This is a genomic window from Mycolicibacterium pulveris, from assembly GCF_010725725.1.
Lineage (GTDB): Bacteria > Actinomycetota > Actinomycetes > Mycobacteriales > Mycobacteriaceae > Mycobacterium > Mycobacterium pulveris.
On record NZ_AP022599.1, the window covers coordinates 4786852 to 4809367 of the forward strand.

General features: G+C 67.4%; 27 protein-coding genes. 19 read left to right on the forward strand and 8 right to left on the reverse strand.

Annotated features, from left to right (window positions below):
• Nucleotides 1-98: 98 nt before the first annotated feature.
• From G6N28_RS23175 to G6N28_RS23195, 5 genes are all read left to right on the forward strand, one after another.
• Nucleotides 99-1232, forward strand: coding sequence for a nitronate monooxygenase (locus G6N28_RS23175; protein WP_163904410.1), 1134 nt, complete (start codon nt 99-101; stop codon nt 1230-1232).
• Nucleotides 1233-1285: 53 nt separating this feature from the next.
• Complete coding sequence (locus tag G6N28_RS23180) at nt 1286-1621, forward strand: DUF6766 family protein (RefSeq protein WP_163904412.1); 336 nt, start codon at nt 1286-1288, stop codon at nt 1619-1621.
• A gap of 91 nt (nt 1622-1712) precedes the next feature.
• Entirely contained in the window at nt 1713-2300 is a 588-nt protein-coding gene (locus G6N28_RS23185; protein ID WP_163904414.1) for a TetR/AcrR family transcriptional regulator, read from the forward strand.
• Nucleotides 2297-4555: a molybdopterin-dependent oxidoreductase gene (locus G6N28_RS23190; RefSeq protein WP_163904415.1), complete on the forward strand. Its 2259-nt coding sequence runs from the start codon at nt 2297-2299 to the stop codon at nt 4553-4555. The genes G6N28_RS23185 and G6N28_RS23190 overlap by 4 nt, the downstream gene beginning before the upstream one ends.
• The gene (locus tag G6N28_RS23195) at nt 4552-5034 is read left to right on the forward strand and encodes a hypothetical protein (RefSeq protein WP_163904417.1); all 483 of its coding nucleotides are present in this window, start codon (nt 4552-4554) and stop codon (nt 5032-5034) included. The genes G6N28_RS23190 and G6N28_RS23195 overlap by 4 nt, the downstream gene beginning before the upstream one ends.
• Nucleotides 5035-5038: 4 nt before the next feature.
• Here the strand turns inward: G6N28_RS23195 and G6N28_RS23200 are convergent, their stop codons facing one another.
• Nucleotides 5039-5581 carry a hypothetical protein gene (locus G6N28_RS23200; RefSeq protein WP_163904419.1) on the reverse strand — a complete coding sequence of 181 codons (543 nt, stop codon included), beginning with the start codon at nt 5579-5581 and terminating at the stop codon, nt 5039-5041.
• Between the two features lie 216 nt (nt 5582-5797).
• Between G6N28_RS23200 and G6N28_RS23205 the strand changes: the two genes are divergently transcribed.
• Nucleotides 5798-7039, forward strand: coding sequence for a cytochrome P450 (locus tag G6N28_RS23205; RefSeq protein ID WP_163904420.1), 1242 nt, complete (start codon nt 5798-5800; stop codon nt 7037-7039).
• Here G6N28_RS23205 and G6N28_RS23210 read toward each other — a convergent pair.
• A complete protein-coding gene (locus tag G6N28_RS23210; protein WP_163904423.1) occupies nt 7018-7323 on the reverse strand; it encodes a hypothetical protein in 306 nt (101 codons plus the stop codon). The two genes, G6N28_RS23205 and G6N28_RS23210, sit on opposite strands and share 22 nt — an antisense overlap.
• A gap of 110 nt (nt 7324-7433) precedes the next feature.
• On the opposite strand from G6N28_RS23210, the gene G6N28_RS23215 reads away from it, so the two are divergent.
• The 5 genes from G6N28_RS23215 to G6N28_RS23235 are packed head-to-tail and all read left to right on the forward strand — an operon-like array spanning nt 7434 to nt 10501.
• Nucleotides 7434-8210: a helix-turn-helix domain-containing protein gene (locus G6N28_RS23215; protein WP_163904425.1), complete on the forward strand. Its 777-nt coding sequence runs from the start codon at nt 7434-7436 to the stop codon at nt 8208-8210.
• A 42-nt stretch (nt 8211-8252) separates the two neighbouring features.
• The gene (locus tag G6N28_RS23220) at nt 8253-8672 is read left to right on the forward strand and encodes a lipoprotein LpqH (RefSeq protein ID WP_163904427.1); all 420 of its coding nucleotides are present in this window, start codon (nt 8253-8255) and stop codon (nt 8670-8672) included.
• Nucleotides 8673-8678: 6 nt separating this feature from the next.
• Nucleotides 8679-9053 (forward strand): nuclear transport factor 2 family protein, encoded by a 375-nt coding sequence (locus G6N28_RS23225; RefSeq protein ID WP_163904429.1) that lies wholly within the window; start codon nt 8679-8681, stop codon nt 9051-9053.
• 51 nt (nt 9054-9104) lie between these two features.
• On the forward strand, nt 9105-9827 hold the full coding sequence (locus tag G6N28_RS23230; RefSeq protein ID WP_163904431.1) for a FadR/GntR family transcriptional regulator: 723 nt from the start codon (nt 9105-9107) through the stop codon (nt 9825-9827).
• Nucleotides 9824-10501, forward strand: coding sequence for a sterol desaturase family protein (locus G6N28_RS23235; protein WP_163904433.1), 678 nt, complete (start codon nt 9824-9826; stop codon nt 10499-10501). Before G6N28_RS23230 ends, G6N28_RS23235 begins: the two co-directional genes overlap by 4 nt.
• A 3-nt stretch (nt 10502-10504) precedes the next feature.
• On the opposite strand, the gene G6N28_RS23240 is transcribed toward G6N28_RS23235, so the two are convergent.
• Nucleotides 10505-11221, reverse strand: a complete 717-nt coding sequence (locus tag G6N28_RS23240) for a L,D-transpeptidase (protein ID WP_276001713.1) — start codon at nt 11219-11221, stop codon at nt 10505-10507.
• Between the two features lie 212 nt (nt 11222-11433).
• A complete protein-coding gene (locus G6N28_RS23245; protein ID WP_163904435.1) occupies nt 11434-12381 on the reverse strand; it encodes a threonine ammonia-lyase in 948 nt (315 codons plus the stop codon).
• A 51-nt stretch (nt 12382-12432) separates the two neighbouring features.
• Between G6N28_RS23245 and G6N28_RS23250 the strand changes: the two genes are divergently transcribed.
• Together G6N28_RS23250 and G6N28_RS23255 are read left to right on the forward strand one after the other, a co-directional pair.
• A complete protein-coding gene (locus G6N28_RS23250) occupies nt 12433-13422 on the forward strand; it encodes an NAD(P)H-dependent flavin oxidoreductase (protein ID WP_163904437.1) in 990 nt (329 codons plus the stop codon).
• Between the two features lie 5 nt (nt 13423-13427).
• Nucleotides 13428-13805, forward strand: a complete 378-nt coding sequence (locus tag G6N28_RS23255; protein ID WP_163904439.1) for a thiol-disulfide oxidoreductase DCC family protein — start codon at nt 13428-13430, stop codon at nt 13803-13805.
• Nucleotides 13806-13815: 10 nt separating this feature from the next.
• Here the strand turns inward: G6N28_RS23255 and G6N28_RS23260 are convergent, their stop codons facing one another.
• Both G6N28_RS23260 and G6N28_RS23265 read right to left on the reverse strand, forming a co-directional pair.
• Nucleotides 13816-14367, reverse strand: coding sequence for a lipoprotein LppJ family protein (locus G6N28_RS23260; protein WP_163904441.1), 552 nt, complete (start codon nt 14365-14367; stop codon nt 13816-13818).
• Nucleotides 14351-15001: a TetR/AcrR family transcriptional regulator gene (locus G6N28_RS23265; RefSeq protein WP_163904443.1), complete on the reverse strand. Its 651-nt coding sequence runs from the start codon at nt 14999-15001 to the stop codon at nt 14351-14353. The genes G6N28_RS23260 and G6N28_RS23265 overlap by 17 nt, the downstream gene beginning before the upstream one ends.
• 62 nt (nt 15002-15063) lie before the next feature.
• Here G6N28_RS23265 and G6N28_RS23270 point away from each other — a divergent pair, with 62 nt between their 5' ends.
• The 3 genes from G6N28_RS23270 (at nt 15064) to G6N28_RS23280 (ending at nt 18043) form a co-directional block, all read left to right on the forward strand.
• The gene (locus G6N28_RS23270) at nt 15064-15912 is read left to right on the forward strand and encodes an alpha/beta fold hydrolase (RefSeq protein ID WP_163904445.1); all 849 of its coding nucleotides are present in this window, start codon (nt 15064-15066) and stop codon (nt 15910-15912) included.
• 62 nt (nt 15913-15974) lie between these two features.
• Nucleotides 15975-17807 (forward strand): MFS transporter, encoded by a 1833-nt coding sequence (locus tag G6N28_RS23275; RefSeq protein WP_163904447.1) that lies wholly within the window; start codon nt 15975-15977, stop codon nt 17805-17807.
• Nucleotides 17804-18043: a DUF1660 family phage protein gene (locus G6N28_RS23280; protein ID WP_163904449.1), complete on the forward strand. Its 240-nt coding sequence runs from the start codon at nt 17804-17806 to the stop codon at nt 18041-18043. The genes G6N28_RS23275 and G6N28_RS23280 overlap by 4 nt, the downstream gene beginning before the upstream one ends.
• On the opposite strand, the gene G6N28_RS23285 is transcribed toward G6N28_RS23280, so the two are convergent.
• Nucleotides 18044-18928: a cyclopropane mycolic acid synthase family methyltransferase gene (locus G6N28_RS23285; RefSeq protein WP_163904451.1), complete on the reverse strand. Its 885-nt coding sequence runs from the start codon at nt 18926-18928 to the stop codon at nt 18044-18046.
• Nucleotides 18929-19183: 255 nt separating this feature from the next.
• Between G6N28_RS23285 and G6N28_RS23290 the strand changes: the two genes are divergently transcribed.
• Together G6N28_RS23290 and G6N28_RS23295 are read left to right on the forward strand one after the other, a co-directional pair.
• A complete protein-coding gene (locus G6N28_RS23290; RefSeq protein ID WP_163904453.1) occupies nt 19184-19489 on the forward strand; it encodes a hypothetical protein in 306 nt (101 codons plus the stop codon).
• A gap of 64 nt (nt 19490-19553) precedes the next feature.
• Nucleotides 19554-20018: an SRPBCC family protein gene (locus G6N28_RS23295; protein ID WP_163904455.1), complete on the forward strand. Its 465-nt coding sequence runs from the start codon at nt 19554-19556 to the stop codon at nt 20016-20018.
• 25 nt (nt 20019-20043) lie between these two features.
• Here G6N28_RS23295 and G6N28_RS23300 read toward each other — a convergent pair whose 3' ends face one another.
• Complete coding sequence (locus G6N28_RS23300) at nt 20044-21009, reverse strand: alpha/beta hydrolase (protein ID WP_163904457.1); 966 nt, start codon at nt 21007-21009, stop codon at nt 20044-20046.
• Between the two features lie 25 nt (nt 21010-21034).
• Here G6N28_RS23300 and G6N28_RS23305 point away from each other — a divergent pair, with 25 nt between their 5' ends.
• On the forward strand, nt 21035-22495 hold the full coding sequence (locus G6N28_RS23305) for an ArnT family glycosyltransferase (RefSeq protein WP_235674670.1): 1461 nt from the start codon (nt 21035-21037) through the stop codon (nt 22493-22495).
• Nucleotides 22496-22516 lie beyond the last annotated feature (21 nt).

The following is a 22516-nucleotide window of genomic DNA, read 5'->3' on the forward strand; positions in this document are numbered from 1 at the left end:
CCCCGCGGTGCGGGGCCCCGGCCCGGGTGGTTGACGCAGCGCCTACGCTAAACTAGAACACGTTTCAATTCCGCGAAGCGCCCTATCGAGGAGCCGGCATGCACACCCCCATCTGCGACGAACTCAACATCGAGTTCCCGATCTTCGCCTTCACCCACTGCCGCGATGTCGTCGTCGCCGTGAGCAAGGCCGGCGGGTTCGGCGTGCTCGGCGCCGTCGGCTTCACCCCGGAGCAGCTCGAGATCGAGTTGAAGTGGATCGACGAGAACATCGGCGATCATCCCTACGGTGTGGACATCGTCATCCCGAACAAGTACGAGGGCATGGATGCCGCCGACCTGTCCCCCGAAGTACTCAAGAAGACGCTGAACGACCTCGTTCCCCAGGAACACATCGACTTCGCCAAGAAGATCCTCGCCGAGCACGGCGTGCCGATCGAACACAGCGACGACGACGCGCTGCAACTGCTCGGCTGGACCGAGGCGACGGCCACCCCCCAGGTCGAGGTGGCATTGCAGCACCCGAAGTGCACGTTGATCGCCAACGCGCTCGGCACGCCGCCCGCCGACATGATCAAGCACATCCATGAGACCGGCCGCAAGGTCGCCGCGCTGTGCGGCTCACCGTCGCAGGCCCGCAAGCACGCCGACGCCGGGGTGGACATCATCATCGCCCAAGGCGGTGAGGCCGGCGGCCACTGCGGCGAGATCGGCTCGATCGTGCTCTGGCCGCAGGTGGTCAAGGAGGTCGCCCCGCGTCCGGTGCTTGCCGCAGGTGGGATCGGCAGCGGTCAGCAGATCGCCGCCGCACTGGCCATGGGCGCCCAGGGCGCCTGGACCGGTTCGCAGTGGGTCATGGTCGAAGAGTCCGAACACACCCCCGTGCAGCACGCCGCCTACGCCAAGGCCACCAGCAAGGACACCGTGCGCAGCCGGTCGTTTACCGGCAAGCCGGCGCGGATGCTGCGCAACGAATGGACCGAGGCGTGGGAGCACCCGGACAACCCGAAGCCGCTGGGGATGCCCTTGCAGTACATGGTGTCGGGCATGGCGGTCGCCGCCACCCACAAGTACCCCAACGAAAGCGTCGACGTGGCGTTCAATCCGATCGGTCAGGTTGTCGGTCAATTCACCAAGGTGGAGAAGTCCGCGGCGGTGATCGAGCGCTGGGTGCAGGAGTACCTCGAGGCCACCAACCGGCTCAACGAACTCAACGAGGCCGCTTCGGTGTAATTCGCGGCACCGCCGCGGTCGTCTGATTCGCCGCCCGGGGTACTCCCCATCGCATGAAGCACTTTCGGCGATGGGGCGCGGTGTACGTGCTGTTGCTGCTGTTCATCGGATCGTGGCTGGGCCAGTTCTTCACCCAACTCGCGGAGTTCACCGCCACCCAGCAGCAGCACGGTCAGCCGTTCCAGTGGGGCGAGTACCTGCACACGTTCTTCGCGGCCACGTTCGAGAACTGGCAGAGCGAGTGGCTACAGCTGATCTTCCAGGCGATCCTGCTGCTGGGCGCCAAGCACTGGCTGTTCAAGGTCGATGCTGAAGACCTCGAACGCATCGAGGCCAAGATCGACGAGGTCAAGGACCGGTTGAGCCTGTCGACACCCCCGCCGGTCTGATCGCTGCGTGTTCCGCCCCCGGGGTCTGGTGCGTCGCCCACCGATTATGTAAGGTAACATACATAACCGCGGACGGAAGGGGCAGTCGCCGATGGTCAGCCCTCGCGAGCGGATGGTCGTCTCCGCGGCGCTGTTGATCCGGGAACGGGGTGCGCACCCGACCGCCATCGCCGACGTGCTCGAGCACAGCGGCGCCCCTCGAGGTTCGGCGTACCACTACTTTCCCGGTGGCCGCACCCAACTGCTCTGTGAGGCAATTGATTACGCCAACGAGCGCGTAGCTGCCCGAATTGCGAAGGGCCGAAGCGGAGTCGAGATCCTCGACCAACTCGTCACCGATTTCCGCAAGGTACTCCTCGATTCCGACTTCCGGGCAGGCTGTCCCGTAGTCGCCGTCAGCGTCGAATCCGGCGACCCCGCCAAGCAAGAACAGGCCGCGCCGGTGCTCGAACGCGCAGGCGCGGCTTTCGGTCGGTGGACCGACCTCATCGCGGCTCAGCTCGCCGCCGACGGAATACCCCCCGAACGCGCCGACGAACTCGCGATGCTGATCACCACCGCGCTCGAGGGGGCGATCGTGGTGGCACGCGCCTCCCGCGACGTCAAACCACTTGATGTCGTGCACGGCCAACTGCGGAAGCTGCTAGATGCTTCGGCGCCGGAAAGGAAGACCAAATGACGACCGGTGAGACCCGCCCCCGCGAGCAATGGCGGCCGACGGCCTGCATCCTCTGCGAATGCAACTGCGGCATCGTGGTACAACTCGACGACCGTAGGCTGACCAAGATCCGTGGCGACAAAGCGCACCCGGCCTCGCAGGGTTACACATGCAACAAGGCGCTGCGCCTGGACCACTACCAGAACAACCATGGTCGGCTGACCTCACCGCTGCGGCGCAGACGCGATGGAAGCTATGAGGAGATCGACTGGGACACCGCGATTTCCGAGATCGCCGCCGGGTTCAAGGACATCGCGCAACGGTTTGGTGGCGACAAGATCTTCTACTACGGCGGTGGTGGCCAGGGCAATCACCTCGGCGGCGCCTACAGCGGGGCGTTCCTCAAGGCGCTGGGCGCGCGGTACCGATCCAATGCCCTCGCTCAGGAGAAGACCGGCGAGGCCTGGGTAGACGCGCACCTCTACGGTGGCCACACCCGCGGCGAATTCGAGCATGCCGAGGTGTCGGTGTTCGTCGGCAAGAACCCGTGGATGTCGCAGAGTTTCCCGCGGGCGCGCGTGGTGCTCAACGACATCGCGAAGAACCCGCTGCGCTCGATGATCGTCATCGATCCGGTCCTCACCGACACCGCGAAGATGGCCGACTTCCACCTACGGGTGCGGCCGGGAACCGACGCGTGGTGCCTGGCCGCCCTCGCGGGCGTGTTGGTTCAGGAAAACCTGTGCGACGAAGCGTTTTTGGCCGCACACGTCACCGGCGTCGAACCGGTGCGCGACGCACTGTGTGAGGTTCCGGTCGCCGACTACGCCCAGCGGTGCGGCGTCGACGAGGAACTGATCCGGCTGGCGGCGCGACGAATCGGCACCGCCGACAGCGTTGCGGTGTTCGAAGATCTCGGCGTCCAGCAGGCGCCCAACAGCACGTTGTGCTCCTACTTGGACAAGCTGCTGTGGATACTGACCGGAAACTTCGCCAAACGTGGTGGGCAGCATCTACATTCGTCGTTCGGTCCGTTGCTGCGTCACGCGCCGGAAATCGGCCGAACCCCGGTGACCAAAGCGCCGATCATCGGTGGCCTGGTGCCGGGCAATGTGGTGCCCGAGGAGATCCTGAGCGACCACCCCGACCGGTTCCGGGCGATGATTGTCGAAAGCAGCAACCCGGCCCATTCGCTGGCCAACTCCGCGGCATGTCGCGAGGCCTTCAGGTCGCTGGAACTGCTGGTGGTCATCGACGTCGCGATGACCGAAACCGCCCGGTTGGCCGATTACGTGTTGCCCGCGGCCAGCCAGTTCGAGAAGGCCGAGGCGACGTTCTTCAACCTGGAGTTCCCGCACAACGCTTTTCACCTGCGGCACCCGCTGATGGACCCGCTGCCGGGCACCTTGCCCGAGGCGGAGATCTGGGCGCGGTTGGTGCGCGAACTCGGCGTGGTGGACGAGGCGGAGCTGGCGCCGCTGCGCGCCGCGGCGACGCATGGTCGCGCCGAGTTCGCCGAGGCGTTCATGCACGCGGTCGGTTCCTCGCCGGTGCTGGCCAAGGTGTTGCCGTACGTGCTGTATGAGACACTGGGCCCGACTCTGCCAGAAGGACTTTCAAGTGCGGCAGCATTGTGGGGGCTTGCGCAGAAGGCGGCGCTGACCTATCCCGATGCGGTGCGGCGCGCGGGGTTCGCCGACGGTAATGCGTTGTTCGACGCGATCCTGACGAGCCCGTCGGGACTGACGTTCACGGTGCACGAGTACGAAGACGACTTTGCGCTGATCTCCCACCCGGACCACAAGATCGCCCTGCACATGCCGCAGCTGCTCGACGAGATCCGTGCTCTCAAAGCTCCGGTGTCCCCGTTGACCAGTGCGGAGTTTCCGTTCGTGCTGTCGGCAGGCGAGCGTCGCGCCTACACCGCCAACGACATCCTGCGTGATCCTTCCTGGCGTAAGCGCGATCGCGACGGCGCGCTGAGGGTCAGCGTCGAGGATGCCGAGGCGCTGGGTCTGAGCAACGGTGGGCGCGCACGTATCACCACCGCCGCGGGTACGGCCGAGGCGGTGGTGGAAGTCAGCGAGGCCATGCTGCCCGGGCACGCGTCGCTGCCCAACGGATACGGCCTCGACTTCGAAAACGTGGACGGCGCTACCCAGGTCGCCGGTGTCGCGCCCAATACGCTGACCTCCACCCGGTGGCGGGATGCGTACTCCGCGACACCGTGGCACAAGCATGTGCCCGCACGCATCGAACCGGTTGTGGCGCGATGACCACCGCGGTTCGTCAGATCACCCCGGTCGCCGACACCAGGTCGCTGAGCACACTGCCCCGCGTCGACTACGGGGACGCGTTTCTCGTCGATGTGGCATCACCCCTCGCGCGCTCGGCTGAGCAATGGATGCGGGTGATCCTGGAAGACGCGCCGGCGGTGGTGCGGGGGCGGTTGCTCGCGGGTTGGAAGTCGTTGGGGCTCAAAGCTGACTCCGACGGACCGGTGCTCGGCTGGCAGATCCGCGCCAGCGCACCCGATTACGTGTTGCTCGGCCGGGACTCGTGGATCGGAATGCCCGGCGAACTGTTGCTGCGCCGCACCGAGCACGGTCTGTTGTTCGCGACCTTCCTGCGGTTCGGAAATCCGATCGTTCGGATGGTGTGGGCCGCCGCGAGACCGACCCACGTGCAGACGGTGGCGTCCCTGCTCGAGGACGCCCGCCGTCGCACCCAATCCCCGAGCGGCGGCCAGGGTTAGCCGGTCACGGCGCCGGCGCTGGTGCGGGCGCCGCATCCGGAGCCGGCGGCGCACCGCCAGGAGCCGGCGCTGCGGACACCGGCTGTGGTGGCGTCGGGTTCGCCGACATGCCCGGTGGCGGCGTGGCGTTGGAACTGAGCGGGCGTTGTGTGAGCAGGAGCAAGGCGTCCTCGCCGCTGACCTCCTGGGTCCGCACCGCGTGCCACAGCTCGCGCAGATAGGTCAACCCGCTGCTCTGCCGGTTCACCGGAGTCAACGTGGTGTCGGGCGGCAGGTTCTCGGGGCTCGACAGATGCGGCGTGCCTTCCTCCGGCGCCGCTTCAGCGGCAACCTCTTCGGCAGGCGGTGGCGTGGCCGGTGCCGGCGCGGGCGCAGCCACCGCCGGCGGCGCGGGAGCTGACTGCACGGCGACGGGCGCCGGTGGTGGCGGCGGCGCGGGAGTGACGGGGTCGGCCAACGCCGACGGAGTTGAAAGCGTCAGCGCAGCGAGCAGGCCGAGACCTCCTGCGGCGACCGCGAGTGCCTTGGCATCGATGTCCAACCTCACGCATCCCCCTTTCCGGATCTCGCAAGGGACGTCACTGGATGAATATGCCGGACCGACGAAATTGTTACACCTGTGTCGGCAGTGACCAAGCGGTCAATTGGCGGGGCCGTCAGAACACGTTTCACTTCCGAAATCACCCAACACGCGGCAACGGGCTCAACTGTGGTGTAGCAATGCGGTAGGCGTACTAGATCGCGTCATGTGAGGAGTGCATCCATGCCGACTCCGAATCTTCCGCCCGGGTTCGACTTCACCGATCCCGATATCTACGCAGAACGGTTGCCGGTCGAGGAACTCGCCGAACTGCGCAGGGTCGCACCGATCTGGTGGAACGAGCAGCCGATGGGCACCGGAGGTTTCGACGACGGCGGCTTCTGGGTGGTCACCAAGCACAAGGACGTCAAGGAGGTGTCGCTGCGCAGCGACGTCTTCTCCAGCCTGGCCAAGACCGCGCTACCGCGGTACCGGGACGGTACGGTGGGCGAGCAGATCGAGCGCGGCAAATACGTCCTGCTCAATATGGACGCACCGCACCACACCCACCTGCGCAAGATCATCTCGCGCGCCTTCACGCCGCGCGCCATCGAGCGACTCCGCGACGAACTCGGCCAGCGCGCACAGGCGATCGCCAAGGCCGCCGGCGAGCAGGGATTCGGGGACTTCGTCGAGCAGGTGTCCTGTGAGCTGCCGCTGCAGGCCATCGCCGGGCTGATGGGGGTGCCGCAGGAGGAACGGATGAAGCTGTTCCACTGGTCCAACCAGATGGTCGGCGACCAGGACCCGGAGTTCGCCGACAACGACGCGATCACCGCCTCGGCCGAGCTCATCATGTACGGCATGAAGCTGGCCGCGGAGCGCGCCGACAAACCCGGTGAAGACCTCGTCACCAAGCTCGTCCAGGCCGACGTCGAAGGACACAAGCTCTCCGACGACGAGCTCGGGTTCTTCGTGATCCTGCTGGCCGTAGCGGGCAATGAGACGACCCGCAACTCCATCACCCAGGGCATGATGGCCTTCACCGACCACCCCGACCAGTGGGAGCTGTTCAAGAAGGCACGCCCGGCGACCGCCGCCGACGAGATCGTCCGGTGGGCCACCCCGGTCACCTCGTTTCAGCGCACCGCGCTGGAGGACATCGAGCTGTCCGGCGTGCAGGTCAAGAAGGGGCAACGGGTCGTCATGTTCTACCGGTCGGCCAACTTCGACGAGGACGTCTTCGACGATCCGTTCACGTTCAACATCCTGCGAGATCCCAACCCGCACGTGGGTTTTGGTGGCACCGGCGCGCACTACTGCATCGGCGCCAACCTGGCGCGCATGACCATCGACCTGATGTTCAACGCCATCGCCGACCACATCCCGGACCTGGCCCCGCTCACCAAGCCCGAGCGGCTCCGGTCGGGCTGGCTCAACGGGATCAAGCACTGGCAGGTCGACTACTCCGGCGCGGGCCGGTAGTCGATGATCGACCGCCAGTACTCCTCAGGGATCTCGGCGTTCGCGCGCAAGACCATCGCCAGACCGGTCGCCATCGCGATACCCAGCAGGCCCAGCCACAGCCCGAACACGCCGATCACGGCCCACAGCACTGCGGTCACCGTCGGCCACGGCGAGAGCACGGCGAGCACCGGCGCGAAGAAGAAGCCGGCGCCGATATAGGCCGCCGAACCGGCGCGATCGGAGATCAGCACGAAGCGCAACCACCGCGGAATCGGCGTATCGGCGGGAAGTTTGGACCCCATGTGCGCTCCTGTCGTCGAACCCGATGATTCCACGGTCCTCCCGGCGGGTAGGGGCCGCAATTACCTGACAGGTAGTGGCTCCAGCGACCCCGCTGGGTGACACTGAACCCGTGACCACAGTTGACGCACCGGCACCGGCGTTCGGCACCCTCATGCGGCACTGGCGGCAACGCCGCCGGCTCTCGCAACTCGACCTCGCGATCGAGGCCGACGTCTCGGCCCGCCACGTCAGCTTCATCGAGACGGGACGCTCGGTGCCGAGTCGGGCGATGGTGTTGCGACTGGCCCGGGTGCTCGACGTGCCCCTGCGCGAACAGAACCAACTGCTGCTGGCCGCCGGTCTGGCGCCGGTGTACGGCGAACGCTCGCTCGACGATCCGGACATGGCCGCCGTCCGCGAGGGCGTGGCGCGGGTTCTGGACGCCTACAACCCTTTTCCGTGCGTGGTGGTGGACCGGGGTTGGCAGATCGTGCAGGCCAATTCCGGCGCAGGTGTGCTGTTGGAGGGGGTCGCCGAGCACCTGCTCGCGCAGCCGAACGCGCTTCGTATCGCTTTGCACCCGGAAGGCTTGGCGCCGCGCATCCGAAACCTCGGCCAGTGGCGGCACCATCTGATCGCGCGGTTACGACGCGAGGCGGCCGCCGGCGGTTCGGCCGACCTGTCGGCGCTGCTGACCGAGATCGAAGCCTACCCAGGAGGTTTCGATGAAACCCTTGACCTCGGCGGTGTCGCGGTGCCGCTCGAGCTCTACACCGCCGACGGCCGCCTGCTGACGTTCCTCAGCATGCTCACCACGTTCGGCACCGCGCTCGACGTCACCGCCGCAGAACTTTCCATCGAGGCGTTCCTGCCCGCCGATGAGGACACCGCCGCGGCTCTGCGGTGAAACGCACGTGAATGGCCCGTCACGGCAATAGAGTCTGGCCCCATGGACAACCGACTAGTTGCGATGGCCGCAGTGGCGCTCATCGCCGGGACGGCCGGCTGTGCGGCACAGCCGGCGGCGCTCGGCAGCACCACCGCGAAGGTAACGATCAACGGCGAGAGCACCGGCGGCCCGCATCCCGTCGTCTGCTCACAGACGGGCTGGGCGTGGACCATCGAAACCCCGGACCAAGACAAAGGGTTCACGGCCGGCATCGACACCGGTGATGAGGTCAGCGTCCAGTCGGTTGAGTTCCGCGACCTCGGCGGTTTCACCGGCTCGTTCTGGAACGGAAACATCGGCGAAGCCGACATCACCACCGAGGGCGGGACGTTCATCATCAACGGATCGGCCGACGGCGCGTTCACCGACAACCCAAGCGAAGCCGTCACCGCAACCTTCCACATCGAAGCCAACTGCTGACCGACCGTGGTGCATCCGTTTCGCAGCGCGATCGAAGCCGGTGATCTGGACGGCGCGGTTGCCCTTCTGCACGAGGACGTCGTGTTCAACAGCCCGGTCGTCTTCACGCCCTATGAGGGGCGGGAGGCGATGCGGCGCATCCTGGCGGCTGTCATGGAGGTCTTCGAAGACTTTCGCTACGTCCGTGAGATCGGCGGCGACGACGCCCGCGATCACGCGCTGGTGTTCGAGGCACGGGTCGGCGACAGGCGCCTGGAAGGCTGCGACTTCATCCAGCGCGACGACGATGGCGTGATCACGGAGTTCACCGTGATGGTGCGGCCGATGTCGGCCATGCTGGCGCTGGCTGAGGCGATGAGGGCGCAACTGGGCGAGGCCTAGCAACTGGTCAGACCACTTGACCTCTGGCCTGCGTGCTGGCATGGTTGCGGCATGGCCTTGCAACCGGTGAACCGTCGTTCGGTGCCCGAGGACGTCTTCGACCAGATCGTCACCGAAGTGCTCAGCGGCGAGATGCAGCCCGGTCAGCCGCTGCCCAGCGAGCGCAGGCTGGCTGAAGTGCTGGGGGTGTCACGACCCGCGGTCCGCGAGGCGCTCAAACGGCTCACCGCCGCCGGGCTGGTCGAGGTGCGACAGGGCGACGCCACCACCGTGCGCGATTTCCGCAGGCACGCCGGACTGGATCTGCTGCCCCGGTTGCTCATTCGAGACGGCGAGCTGGATCTGTCCGTGGTGCGCAGCATCCTGGAGACGCGCCTGCACAACGGGCCGAAGGTCGCCGAGCTTGCGGCCGGGCGGCGCGGCCCCGAGTTGGCCGCAGTCCTCGACGACACCCTGCGGGCCCTGGCCGACGAACGGGATCCGGTCGAGCAGCAACGCCATGCGCTGAGCTTCTGGGATCACGTCGTCGACGGCGCCGATTCGATTGCCTTCCGGCTGATGTACAACACGCTGCGCGCCACCTACGAACCCGCGCTGCCCGCGCTTGCCGCGGTGATGGCCGACGAGGTCGGCAGGCCGCAGGCCTATCGGGAATTGGCGAACGCGATCTGCGCCGGTGAGCCCGAACGTGCCAGGCGGGCCGCGCACGACCTTCTCGAACCCGCCACGACGGCACTGCTTGCCGCACTCGAGAACTTGGAGGAATCCCGATGAGCACCCCGACGCGCGCCCGCAAAGCGTTCACCCTGGCCGATGCGCGACGCGAGTTCTGGACATACCCGTCGCCCTGGATGATCGGCGCGACGCTGGCCGCTGCGGTCGTCGCGCGGATCGCCGTCGGCGACTGGCAGCCCACCGACGCCGTCGTACCGGCTGCGATGGTGGCGCTCTTCCCGTTCTTCGAGTGGCTGGTGCACGTCTTCATCCTGCACTGGCGGCCGAAAACACTCGGCCCGCTCACTGTCGATCCGCTGCTCGCTCGGGAGCACCGGGCCCACCATCGAGATCCGCGCGCGGTCGCATTGATCTTCATTCCGTGGAAGGCGTTGCTGTGGGTGCTTCCGCTCGCGGTCGCCGTGGCGCTGTTGGCTTTTCCGCGGCTGGGAATGGGCCTGACGTTCTTGGTGAGCATCGCGACGTTCGGCTTGGCGTACGAGTGGACCCACTACTTGATCCACACTGACTACAAGCCCAAAACCCGCGTGTACCGCGCTATTTGGCGCAACCACCGACAGCATCACTTCAAGAACGAGCACTACTGGTTCACCGTGACCAGCTCCGGCACCGCCGACCGGGTCCTCGGGACGTATCCCGACCCGGCGAAGGTCGAGAACTCGCCGACGGCGAAAAACCTTCACGCCGAGGCAGTTCCCGGCGCAACGGGCTGATTCCTACGCCTGGACGATGATCGGATCACCGATGCGGACGGTGTCGAAGTACCACGCCGCGTTGTCGGGGCTGAGGTTGATGCAGCCGTGGCTGACGTTGGCGTAGCCCTGCGAGCCGACCGACCAGGGCGCGGAGTGCACGTAGACACCGCCCCACGTCACCCGCACCCCGTACTCGCCGTTGATCAGGTAACCCTCGGAATCGCTGAGGGGAATGCCGATGGTGCGCGAATCGAACGTGACGCGGCGCTGCTTCTCCAGCGCGGTGAAGTTGCCGATCGGTGTCGGATACTTGGGTTTACCCATCGACGCGGGCATCTGGCGCGCCACCTCGCCGTCGATGCTGACCGTGAACGTGTGGGCGCTGATGTCGGCGACGCTCACCACCTTCGCGCCCGTCTGGAAGTTGATCTTGGCCCCGCCCGCGGTGACCGCGATCGTCGAGTGCGCCGGCCAGTAGGTGGTCGGGGTGAACTCCACGACCCGATCGCTGAGCCAGGTGAACTCCCCGGCCGGCGGCTCCGGCGACGCGATGTCGATGCCGCGCTCGGCGGCGGCGCGGTCGGTGACGGCGCCCGCGAACGTCACCGTCACCGGATGGGCCACGCCCACTGTTTGGCCTGCGGGCTCGATGTTGACGACGTCGGCGGGCGTGGTGACGCCCGCAGAAGCGACCACGGCGACAGACCCGGTCGCCGTGAGCGCAACCATCCCTGCCATCACCGCAAACCATCGCAGCGCTCGGCGTAGCGCCGGCAATCCTCGCTTTTCGGCGTTCAGCACACTGCCATCCTAAGTTGTCTCACGCGATCACCTGGGCAATCGCAGCTGGATCGACCGCGCATGTCGCGCTGCTGCGACACACACGGTCTACCCGCTAATCGATCGCGTTGCCAGGATCGTTTCATGGCAAACCTGAACGCCGCGTGTTGTCAGGCCAGGATCTCCTGCAACAGCGCGGGTTCGATGTTGCCGCCGGACAAGACCATCACCGTGCGGCCCGCAGGTGTCGAGCCCTGACGGTAGGCGGCCAAGGCCACCGCGCCGCTGGGCTCGCTGACCAGATGCGCGCGGTAAGCGAGTTCGCGTACGGCTACGCGGATTTCGCTTTCGGCTACCGTGACGACACCGTCCAGCACCGCCTGCAGGTGTGCAAACGTCAACTCGGACGGTTGCGAGCGAAGGCCATCGGCGATGGTGCGGTTGCGGTCCTCGATCGACCATTCGACACGGTGACCGACACGCAGACCCTGCGCGGTGTCAGACGCCAACTCCGGCTCCACCCCGATCACACGAGCGTTCGGGCAGAGCGCCTTGATCGCGGTACCGATTCCTGACGCCAGACCGCCACCGCTTACCGGCACCAAGACGTTTTCGACGGTGGGCAGGTCCTCGGCGATCTCCAGGCCGACGGTGCCTTGCCCGGCGATGATGTCGGGGTGGTCGAACGGCGGTATCAGCAGGCCCCCGGTCTCCTCCACCAGTTCGGCCGCCACGCGCTCGCGCTGCCCCGCTTCGCACAGCACCACCTCGGCGCCGTGGCCGCGGGCGGCGGCCACCTTCACCTCAGGGGTCTCGCGCGGCATGACGATATGAGCCGGGATTCCGAACACCGCGGCGGCGTGCGCGACCGCCTGCGCATGGTTTCCGCTGGAATACGCCACCACTCCCCTGGTGCGAACCGATTCGCCGAGACGATCGATCGCGTTGAACGCGCCGCGCACCTTGAACGCGCCGATCACCTGCAGGCTCTCGGGCTTGATCCACAGCGGCCGGTCGTCGTCGCCCGCCCACGCTGCGCGCAGCAGCGGCGTGCGCACGATGAAGGCGCGAACCCGCGCGGCCGCCTCTTCGATGTCGTGGATCGTCACCAGCCGCACGTGTTCAGTCTGACGCACAACGCGGCCGATAAGGTGGGGCGGTGACGGCTGATGGATCTTCTTGACCGGCTGCGTCTCGACGTTCCGGTCGCGCAGGCAGGAATGGGCGGCGGGCTGGCCGGCCCCGAACTGGCCGCTGCCGTCGCCGCGGCTGGCGCGCTGGGCACCCTCGGTCTGACCGCACCCGACCGGCTCACAGCGGCCGTCGAACGGGTGCGCGAGGCGGCGCCGGACCGCGCGGTCGCCGTGAACCTGCTGATGCCGTTCGTGCGCCGCGGTCACGTCGACGCGTGCCTGCGCTCGCGCGTCGACGTCGCGGTGATGGCGTTCCGGATCGACCGGGCGATGATCGCCCGTCTCCGCGAGGGCGGGGTTTTCGTGTTCGTCATGGTCGGTACCGAGCAGCAGGCCCGCACGGCCATCGCCTGGGGCGCCGACGGGTTGATTGCTCAAGGCGGCGAGGCCGGCGGCCACCTCACCGGCGACACCGACGCGTTGCGCTTCCTGCCGGTGGCGTTGCGCGTCGCCGAGGACCGACCGGTACTGCTGGCCGGCGGCATCGCGTCGGCCGAGGACACCCGCGCCGCGCTGGCCGCCGGAGCGCACGGGGTGGTAGCGGGCACGCGGTTCCTGTTGACCCGCGAATCACGCGCCCATCGCGCCTATCAGCAGCGAATCCTGGCCGCCGACAGGACGTTTCGTACCACGCTGTTCGGGCTTGGCTGGCCAGCGCCGCACCGGGTGGTCGCCAACGCCGCCACCCGCCGCTGGTGTGGCGACGACGGCGGTGCGCGGCTGGCGCCGCGGCTGGTGAACGTGCTGAGCGGTCCAATGGCCCGGCTGCCCGATCGCGCGGCGGCGTCGGTGAACAACCTGCAGACGCCGATGCTCCCGTTGTTCTCCCCCATCGCTCCGACACTGGACATGCCGGAATCCTCGGTCGAGCGCACCGCGCTGTACGCGGGTGAGACGGTGCTGCGGATCGAGTCTGTGATCTCGGCCGCCGAGGCTGTCGCGGAGCTCTCACCCGGAGGACACTGAACACCATGACCGGAGTGCTGTTCTTCGACGGCCGGTGCGGGATGTGCACCCGTGCGCGGGACTTCTTGATGAGGCTGGATCGCACCGGCGAGCTGACCACAGAACCGCTCCAGGTCGAGGGCGCTGCGCAGCGGCTCGGCATCCCGGAGTCGCGCCTGCTGGAGTCGGCGCGCTGGCTTGATTCCTCCGGCGCGGTCTACGCGGGCGCAGAGGCGGTGAACGCCGCGTTGTCGTCGGCGCTGGGCACCCGATGGCCCTCGCGGCTCTACCGTATTCCCGGAGTTCGCGGGCTGCAGGAGGCGGTATATCGGCGGGTCGCCGATCACCGGCACCGCTTCCCCGGCACCACGCCCTACTGCGAATCGCACCCGCTGTCCTGCTGAGCCGTCGGGGTCAGGGCGCGTCGAAGGCGACTTCGGTCCACGCGGGGTTGTCGTCGCGATGATCGGCGGTGTTGCGGCACTCGCCGTATAGTCGCATGGTGGCGACGTCGGTGCCTGCGCCCTGGCGATGCAACACCGACGTGACGCCGTTCCTCGTGAGTTTGTGACCGAAATGTTCGGCCGTGGTCGGCGCGGGCGCCCAACCGTGGGCGGCCATGGCGGCCGCGACGTCGTCTAGATACTGCCAGTTATCCTGCGGCATAACGAAATTGAGGTAGAGAACCGCTTGGTATGGCGGGTCGTGCGTGTTCTTGCACGACACATAGGCATAGCCCCCCGTGGGTTGTGGCAGGTGGGCGGCGGCGACGATCTGGCGTGCGGCGTCGACCACCTGCGCCGCGGCCTGGTCGTCGGTGAGCGGTTCGGCGACCTGCCTCGGCGCCTCCACGACCGGCTCGTTGACCACCACGAACGCCGCCCCCAGCAGCAGGCACAGCACCATGGCCGCCCACAGCAGCGCGGTAGACGGCCTCGACCGGATCCAGTCAGCCCGGTTCGGCATGGCCCTTCCCCGCGATCCCGCTGATCAAGCGGTCACACACCGCCTCCATCTCGGTGCGTGCCTGGTCGGGATCGGTCGCCCGCGACACGTACAGTGCGGCCTCGTCGAGCGCGCCGAGCAGAACATGGGCTGTCGAGCGCAGCGGTTGGTTCGGGATGGCGCCCTGCTCGATCGCGGCCGCGAGCATCGTCTCGATCACGCCGAGCCCGTACTTCACCCCGACCGCGCGCCAACGCTCCCAGCCCAGCACCGCCGGCGCGTCGATCAACACGATCTGCTGCACATCGGGCGCCGAGCACCCGTCCAGGAACAACCGCGCCCCGACGCGCATCGCTTCCAGCGGATCACCTGGGCTTACGGAGCCGATCTGGCGTCCGATGTCGGCCACCAGCTCGCGCTCCACCTCTTCGTACACCGCGGCGAACAGCTCGGTCTTGTCGGCGAACTGGTGGTAGAGCGCACCTCGGGTGACCCCGGCTGCCTCGACGATGGCCTGCGTCGACACCTCGGAGAAGCCCTTGTCGGCGAACAGTTTTCGGGCGGCACCGATCAGCTGCGCCCGGGTTGCCGCGGTCCGCTCGGCCTGGGTACGGCGCACCTTGGTGGCCGGCTGCCCCGCATCATTGACTTTCATACAGGCTGCACGTAACTTCCGTACTAGGTGTTTGTAAGTTCTTATTCGGAAGGATAGCGAAGATGCCGCAGGTAGCGCTGGAACAGGTCACGATCGGTTACCGCGTGCTGGGTCCGGAGGACTCACCGCATCCGCCCGTCGTATTCGTGCACGGCATCCTGGCCGACAGCAGGCTGTGGGACCGGGTCGCCGACGGCCTCGCCGCTTTGGGGTACCGCTGCTATCTGCCGGATTGGCCGCTGGGCTCGCACACCATCCCCGTGGCGTCCGCGGAGCAGCTGACCCCTGCGGGCGTGGCGGCGATGATCCGCGACTTCATCGTCGCGCTCGGGCTTTCCGACGTGACCCTGGTCGGCAACGACACCGGAGGCGCCCTGTGCCAGGTGGTCGTCGACGCGTATCCAGAGCACATCGGCAGGTTGGTGCTGACCAACTGCGACGCCTTCGACAAGTTTCCGCCGTTCCCGTTCAACCTGGTCTTCGCCGTGCTGCGCGGACCGGTGTCGATCAAGCTGCTGTTCGAGGCGCTGCGGTTGAGGGCGCTGCGCCACTCTCCGCTCGGCTACGGCCTGCTGCTGCGTCCCGATGCGCAACTGACGGCGTCCTGGATCGAACCGGCCCGCACCGACGTGCGCATCCGCAGGGATTTGGCGGCGCTGTTGCGTTCCGTCGCCAAGACCGATCTCGTCGACCTCGCCGCTCGGTTGCCCCGATTCACCAAGCCGGTCGCCGTGGTGTGGGGCCTGCGGGACCGCTCGTTCACGCCTGCGCTGGGCAGGCGCTTGGCCGCCCAGTTCCCGCACTCGACCCTGATCGAGGTTCCCGACGCAAGGACGTTCGTGTCGTTGGACGCCCCGAAAGCCGTCATCGACGCCATCGCGGGAGTGCACGCGGCCAAGCCGCTGACCTGAGCTGGGTGAACCGCCGCTGCCCTGGGTACTCCCCTGCCAGCACGGAGGGTCAGGGAGGGCGCGTGGGTGCACCGGCGGAGTTGAACACGATCACGACGCAAGTACCGTCTCGGCTGGATCGGTTGCCGTGGTCGCGGTTTCACTGGCGCGTGGTGCTCGGGCTCGGCGGGGTGTGGATCCTCGACGGGCTCGAAGTCACCATGGTCGGCAACGTCGCATCCCGGCTGACCGAGGAAGGCAGCGGCATCGAGCTCACCGCCGCTGAAATCGGGATCGCTGCAGCGGTTTACATCACCGGCGCCTGCCTGGGGGCGCTGTTCTTCGGCCAGCTGACCGACCGGTTCGGCCGCAAGAAGTTGTTCATCCTCACGCTCGTGGTGTACCTGACCGCCACGGTGGCAACGGCTTTCGCCTTCGCGCCGTGGTACTTCTATCTGGCCCGATTCTTCACCGGCGCCGGTATCGGCGGCGAATACGCCGCCATCAACTCCGCGATCGATGAACTGATCCCCGCCCGCGTCAGGGGCCGCGTCGACCTGATCATCAACGGCTCCTACTGGCTTGGCGCGGCCGGTGGTGCCGCGGGCGCGCTGGTGCTGTTGAACACGTCGATCTTCCCCGCCGACATCGGCTGGCGGATCGCCTTCGGGCTCGGCGCCGTCTTCGGGCTCGTGGTGCTGGTGGTGCGCCGCAAGGTCCCCGAAAGCCCGCGCTGGCTTTTCATCCACGGCCACGAGGAGGAAGCCGAACGGATCGTCGATGGCATCGAACGCGAAGTGGAGCGCGAGACAAGCCAACCGCTGGAGGACGCCGAGGGCTCGATCACCGTGCGTCAGCGCAAGACGATCTCGTTTCGGGAGATCGCCAAGGTCGCGTTCACGCTCTACCCGAGACGGGCGATCCTCTGCCTTGCCCTGTTCGTCGGGCAGGCGTTCATCTACAACGCGTTCACGTTCAACCTCGGCACCATATTGAGCACCTTCTTCGGTGTCGCCTCCGGCGTCGTCCCGGTGTTCTTCATCGTCTGGGCGCTGAGCAATTTCGCCGGACCGCTGGTGCTCGGGCGCCTGTTCGACACGATCGGACGAAAGCCGATGATCTCCTTCGCCTACATCGGGTCGGGAGCCATCGCGGCGATGCTCGCTTGGCTCTTCGTGGTCGAGGCCGGCGGTGCGTGGATGTTCATCGCGGTGCTGGCGGTCTGTTTCTTCCTGGCGTCCTCGGGTGCCAGCGCGGCGTATCTGACTGTCAGCGAGATCTTTCCGATGGAAACCCGCGCGATGGCGATCGCGTTCTTCTACGCGGTGGGTACGGCGATCGGTGGCATCACCGGACCATTGCTGTTCGGGCAGCTGATCGATTCCGGACAGCGCGGCCTGGTGGCGACAGGCTTCCTGATCGGTGCCGGCGTGATGGCCGTGGCGGGGGTGGTGGAACTGGTGTTGGGTGTCAAAGCCGAAGGCAAGGACCTCGAGTCGCTGGCAGAGCCGCTGACGACGACCGACGAGCAGCCGACTCCGGAATCGGCGGCAGACCCCGACCGGCAGGCACGCGAGGCCCGCATCGCCGCACGTGCGGAACGCCAGCGCGCCGGCCAGTCTCGGTCGCGGCGCTACCGCCCCGGCCCGGCCCCCGGATGGGCCGCCGCCTGGCGCGAGCCGCCGAGCCCCGGCGCGCCGGAGACCGCGCTGGACCACGAGATCGAGTCGATCGCCCGCGCGGTCAGCGAACACGAGCCGATCACGCTGCGTGAGTTGCACCGGGTGGTCGGTGCGCGGTACTGGGGTCCCGGCGAGTTCCGCAAGGCGTTGCGGGAAGCGTTGGCGGAGAATCGGATCGCCCGTCAACATCGTGGCGTCATGGTGCTTCCGGAGCGCGAACAGGCTTCGCGATGACCATGGCATGCCGGGTGTTCGGTCACCAGCCGACCTTCTCGGTCCACGGCGACACGATGCGGTGGTCGTGTGAGCGATGTGGCCAGGCGCCCGGCGCCAAGCAATACCGCACCGCCGAGGAGGCGCGGCGCTATGCCGCGGCGTTCAACAAGCGCGACACCGACGACTTGGGTAAGCGCGCACCGTTGATCGGCCTGCTGCCACTGAGGCTGTGGCGCCGGCTGCGGCGCGAATGATCAGCCTTTGGCGAGCGTGAACTGACAGATGTCGGTATATCCCTCGCGGAACAGCTCCGCGCAGCCGGTCAAGTACTTCATGTACCGGTCGTAGACCTCCCGGGACTGGACAGCGATCGCCTCGTCCTTGCGGGCCTCCAGCGCCTCGGCCCAGATCTCCAGGGTGCGGGCGTAGTGCAGCCGCAGCCGGTGGGCGCGTCTGAGCTCGAAACCGGCCTTGGCGGCGTGCTCCTCGACGACGGTCGGCTTCGGCAGGTCACCGCCGGGGAAGATCTCGTCCATGATGAACTTCGAGAAGCGCAGCAGCTTCATCGTCAACGGCAGCCCGCTCTCGGCGAACTCCTCGTCGGTCGGTTTGATGATGGTGTGCAACAGCATCACGCCGTCATCGGGCAGCACCGAATAGGCCATCTTGAAGAAGTCGTCGTATCGATCGCGACCGAAGTGTTCGAACGCCCCGATGGAGACGATCCGGTCGACCGGCTCGTCGAACTGCTCCCAGCCGCGCAGCAAGACCCGCTTGCTTCGCGAACTGGGTGACTGGGCGAACAACTTCTCCACGTAGGCCTTCTGGTTCTCGCTCAACGTGAGACCGATGACATTGACGTCGTAGCGCTCCAGCGCCCGGTTCAGCGTCGCACCCCAACCGCAGCCGATGTCGAGCAACGTCATCCCCGGCTGCAGGTCCAGCTTGCCCAGCGAGAGGTCGATCTTGGCGATCTGCGCCTCTTCCAGCGTCATGTCGTCGCGTTCGAAGTACGCGCAGCTGTAGGTCTGCGTGCGATCGAGGAAGAGCCGGAAGAACTCATCGGAGAGGTCATAGTGCGACTGCACATCCTCGAAGTGGGGCTTTAGGCCCCCCGCGTCGTTCGTGGTTTCTGGCAAAATCCAACCCTCTGGATATCGGCTCTATTTGATCTGTGAGGCATTCGCGTCGAAGCGGGTGCCTCCCCCGTCGTCTGCGCAGTCTACGCACAGTACTGGGGGCATGCCGAATGCGAAGCAGACGCGATTGTCCGACGACGCCGGCGAACAAATTGCCTCTCGCGTCGATAATGCTAGCGAATGCCCGTGACGTGCACGGACCGCACCCGTTCCCGTGCAGTGGCCACCTCGCCGGGCGCGCGGGAAGATGGCGACATGAAGCTACAGAATGCCGACGAGGTGCTGCGGCGACTGGAGGGCGACCCCGCCGCCGCACGCGTCTATGGCGAACCGCACGAAACCGCCGACGGGACCACCGTGATCCCGGTGGCCAAGCCCGTCGGCGTCTTCGTGATCAAGGACGGCCGGGCGACCTGGAAACCGGCGGTCGACACCACCCGCATCGCGATGCTGGGCATCCTGGTGGGGTTGGCGTCGGCGGTGTTCGCCGGGGTGGCGATGGTGCGTCGGCCCCCGTGGCCGGATCTGTACGGCGACATCGCGCAGCTCCGCTCGTCGTAGCGGCCCTTGTGCCCGCCCGTCCGACACGCCAAGGTGGGATGGCGGCGACGAAGGGAATCCCCACATGGACGGTTCGGTGACGGTGTCGATGGCGGCGCCGGCAGAGCGCATCTGGAATCTGATCGCGGACGTGCGCAATACCGGCAGGTTCTCCCCCGAGGTGATGGAGGCCGAATGGCTCGGCGGCGCCACCGGCCCGGCGCTGGGGGCGCGGTTCCGCGGGCACGTCAAACGCAACGAGATCGGGCCGGTGTACTGGACGACGTGCGAGGTCACCGCCTGCGAACCGGGCCGCGAGTTCGGCTTCGCGGTGCTGCTCGGCGACAAACCCGTCAACAACTGGCACTATCGGCTGACCCCGACCGACGGCGGCACCGACGTCACCGAGTCGTTTCGGCTCAACGACTCGGTGCCGATGAAGCTGTTCTCGGTGCTTGGCGGTCAGCTGCGACGACGGCGCAACATCCGCGACATGCGCAAGACGCTGGAGCGCATCAAGGCTGTGGTCGAATCGCCCGATAGCCCCTGAAAATCTTTGTGCGGCAGCGGCTCTTCTAGAGGCTGCACAGGCGGCGGATCCGATCGCTGAGGACCCGCCGCGACACCGGCGCGTCGGCGGCCAACGCCTCGAACGCGTGCGGGCAGCCGGGGTACACGTGAAGTTCGGTCGGCACCCCGGCGTCGGCAAGCCGAGTCGCGTAGGCGACGTCTTCGGTGCGGAAGATGTCGAGATCGCCGACGTCCAGATAGGTGTCGGGCAGACCGGAGAGGTCCTCGGCCCGGGCGGGCGCGGCATACGGTGACACCGCGTCGGTGCCCGCGTCGGCGCCGAGCAGCGCGCCCCATCCGGTGATGTTGTCGTCGTAGGTCCAGGTCAGGAAGGGCTCGAGCTGCGGGTCCGGGGTCGCGGTGCGGTCGTCGAGCATCGGGTAGATCAACAGTTGCTGCGCGATCGCCGGGCCGCCGCGATCGCGGGCCATCAGACACACCCCCGCTGCCAGCCCACCGCCCGCGCTGTCGCCCATCACCGCGATGCGGGCCGGGTCGACCCCCAGCGTGAAGGCGTTGGCAACCAGCCACTCCAGCGCGGCATAGCAATCGTCCACCGGTGTGGGGTGCGGGTGTTCGGGTGCGACGCGATAGTCGACGACGAGCATCGGCACCCCGGAGGCCGCGACGTAGTCGCGGATGGCCACGTCGTAGAGGGCGCCGATGTGCTCGAGCCCGAAGATCATTCCCCCACCGTGCAGATACAGCGCGGCGCTGCCCGGGCCACCGGACGCGTCGGAGAGGTGATACCAGAGCAGACCGACTGTCGTCCCGTCGGCGGCGGTCAGCGCATGCCGCTGGACCGCCACCCCCGGTGCCGGTGTCCCGGCGGCCGAGACCGCGTCGAACATCCGGTGCCCGTTCACGCGGCGCGCGGCGACATCGCCGACCGGTGGTGGTTCGACCTCGCCGAGCGCCGCGAACAACGGGGCCATCTGCTCGGCCACGGCGGCGTCCATCCGGAGTGCCATTCCTCAGACACTAGCGTGAAGCCATGTGACCGCGACCCGTTTGACCGCCGCCGAGGATCAGCACACCGTCAGCCCGTTCGCCACGATGATCGTCCTGCCGATCGCGGGCCTGGTCGCTGTATTGCACTGTGTGGCAGCAACATCAGCGGAGGGCTACTGGTTCGACGAGGTGTACATGCTGGCCATCGGCCGACACCACCTCGACTGGGGGTCGGCCGACCAGCCGCCGATCACGCCCGCGCTCGCAGCGCTCATGGACGCGATCGCTCCCGGCTCTGTGCTGGCGCTGCGGGTGCCCGTAATGCTGGCGACCGCCGCCGCCGTGGTGGTCGCCGCGCTCATCGCGCGTGAACTCGGTGGCGATCGTCGAGCACAGGGGGTCACCGCGTTCGCGCAGGCGACCGGTGTGTGGGTCGCCTTGGGCGGGCACTGGCTGACGCCCTACATGCTCGAACCGGTGCAGTGGCTCTTGATGGTCTGGCTGCTCGTCCGGTGGATACGGGTGCGCGACGATCGCCTGCTGCTGGTGTTCGGCGTCGTCGCCGGGGTCGCCGCGTTGACGAAGTTTCAGGTGTTGCTGTTGTGCGCGGTGCTGATCGCGGCGGTCGCCGCGGTCGGCCCCCGCGAGCTGTTGCGCCGCCGGCTGCTGTGGGCGGGTGCCGCCGTCGCGGCACTGCTCGCGGCGCCGACGTTGCTCTGGCAGCACGCCAACGGCTGGCCGCAGCTGAGCATGGGTTCGGTGGTGATCGGCGAGGCCGACGCCCTGTACGGCGGGCGGTTCGGCGTGGCGGTGCAGATGCTGCTCTTCGCGGGGATCATCGGAACGGCGCTGATGGGTTACGGCCTGTGGCGGCTCTGGCGCGAACCGGAACTGCGCGAGTACCGCTTCATCGGCGTCGCGTTCGTCGTGCTGTTCGTGGTGTTCGTCGCCGCTCCGGGCCGGCCTTACTACGTGGCCGGGCTGTACGCCCCGTTGGCGGCTTTCGGGGCGCTGGGACTGCAGCACCGCAGGCAGACGGGTCGCCGCGGGCGTGGGTGGCTGGTGTGGATGGCCGGTGTGTCCAGCGCAGCGCTGGCCGCTGCGGTGCTGGTGTTGTCCGTCACGATCATTCGTGCCGACGCCGGCGAGCAGATCGCCGGCGATACCGCTGCCGCTTACCACGCGTTGCCCGAGGAGCAACGACAGCACACCGTGGTGATCGGGCAGTCCTACATCGTCGCCGCCTACCTCGACGGTTACTCGACTCGCTTCGGGTTGCCGCAGGCCTACAGCACCAACCGCAGCTATGGGTTCTTCCCTCCCCCGCCCGCCGAGTACGACACCGTGCTCTACGTCGGCAGCGACGACGACGAGATCTCCTCGTATTTCGCGCAGAGCCGGCCGATCGCCGACGTAGGCGACGACATGCAGGCCTACCTGCTGACCGGGCAACGCCGATCCTGGGAGCAGATCTGGCCGCGGATGCGCACGTTGACCGTCGGCTGAAACCGCTTCGCCGCGGGTCTC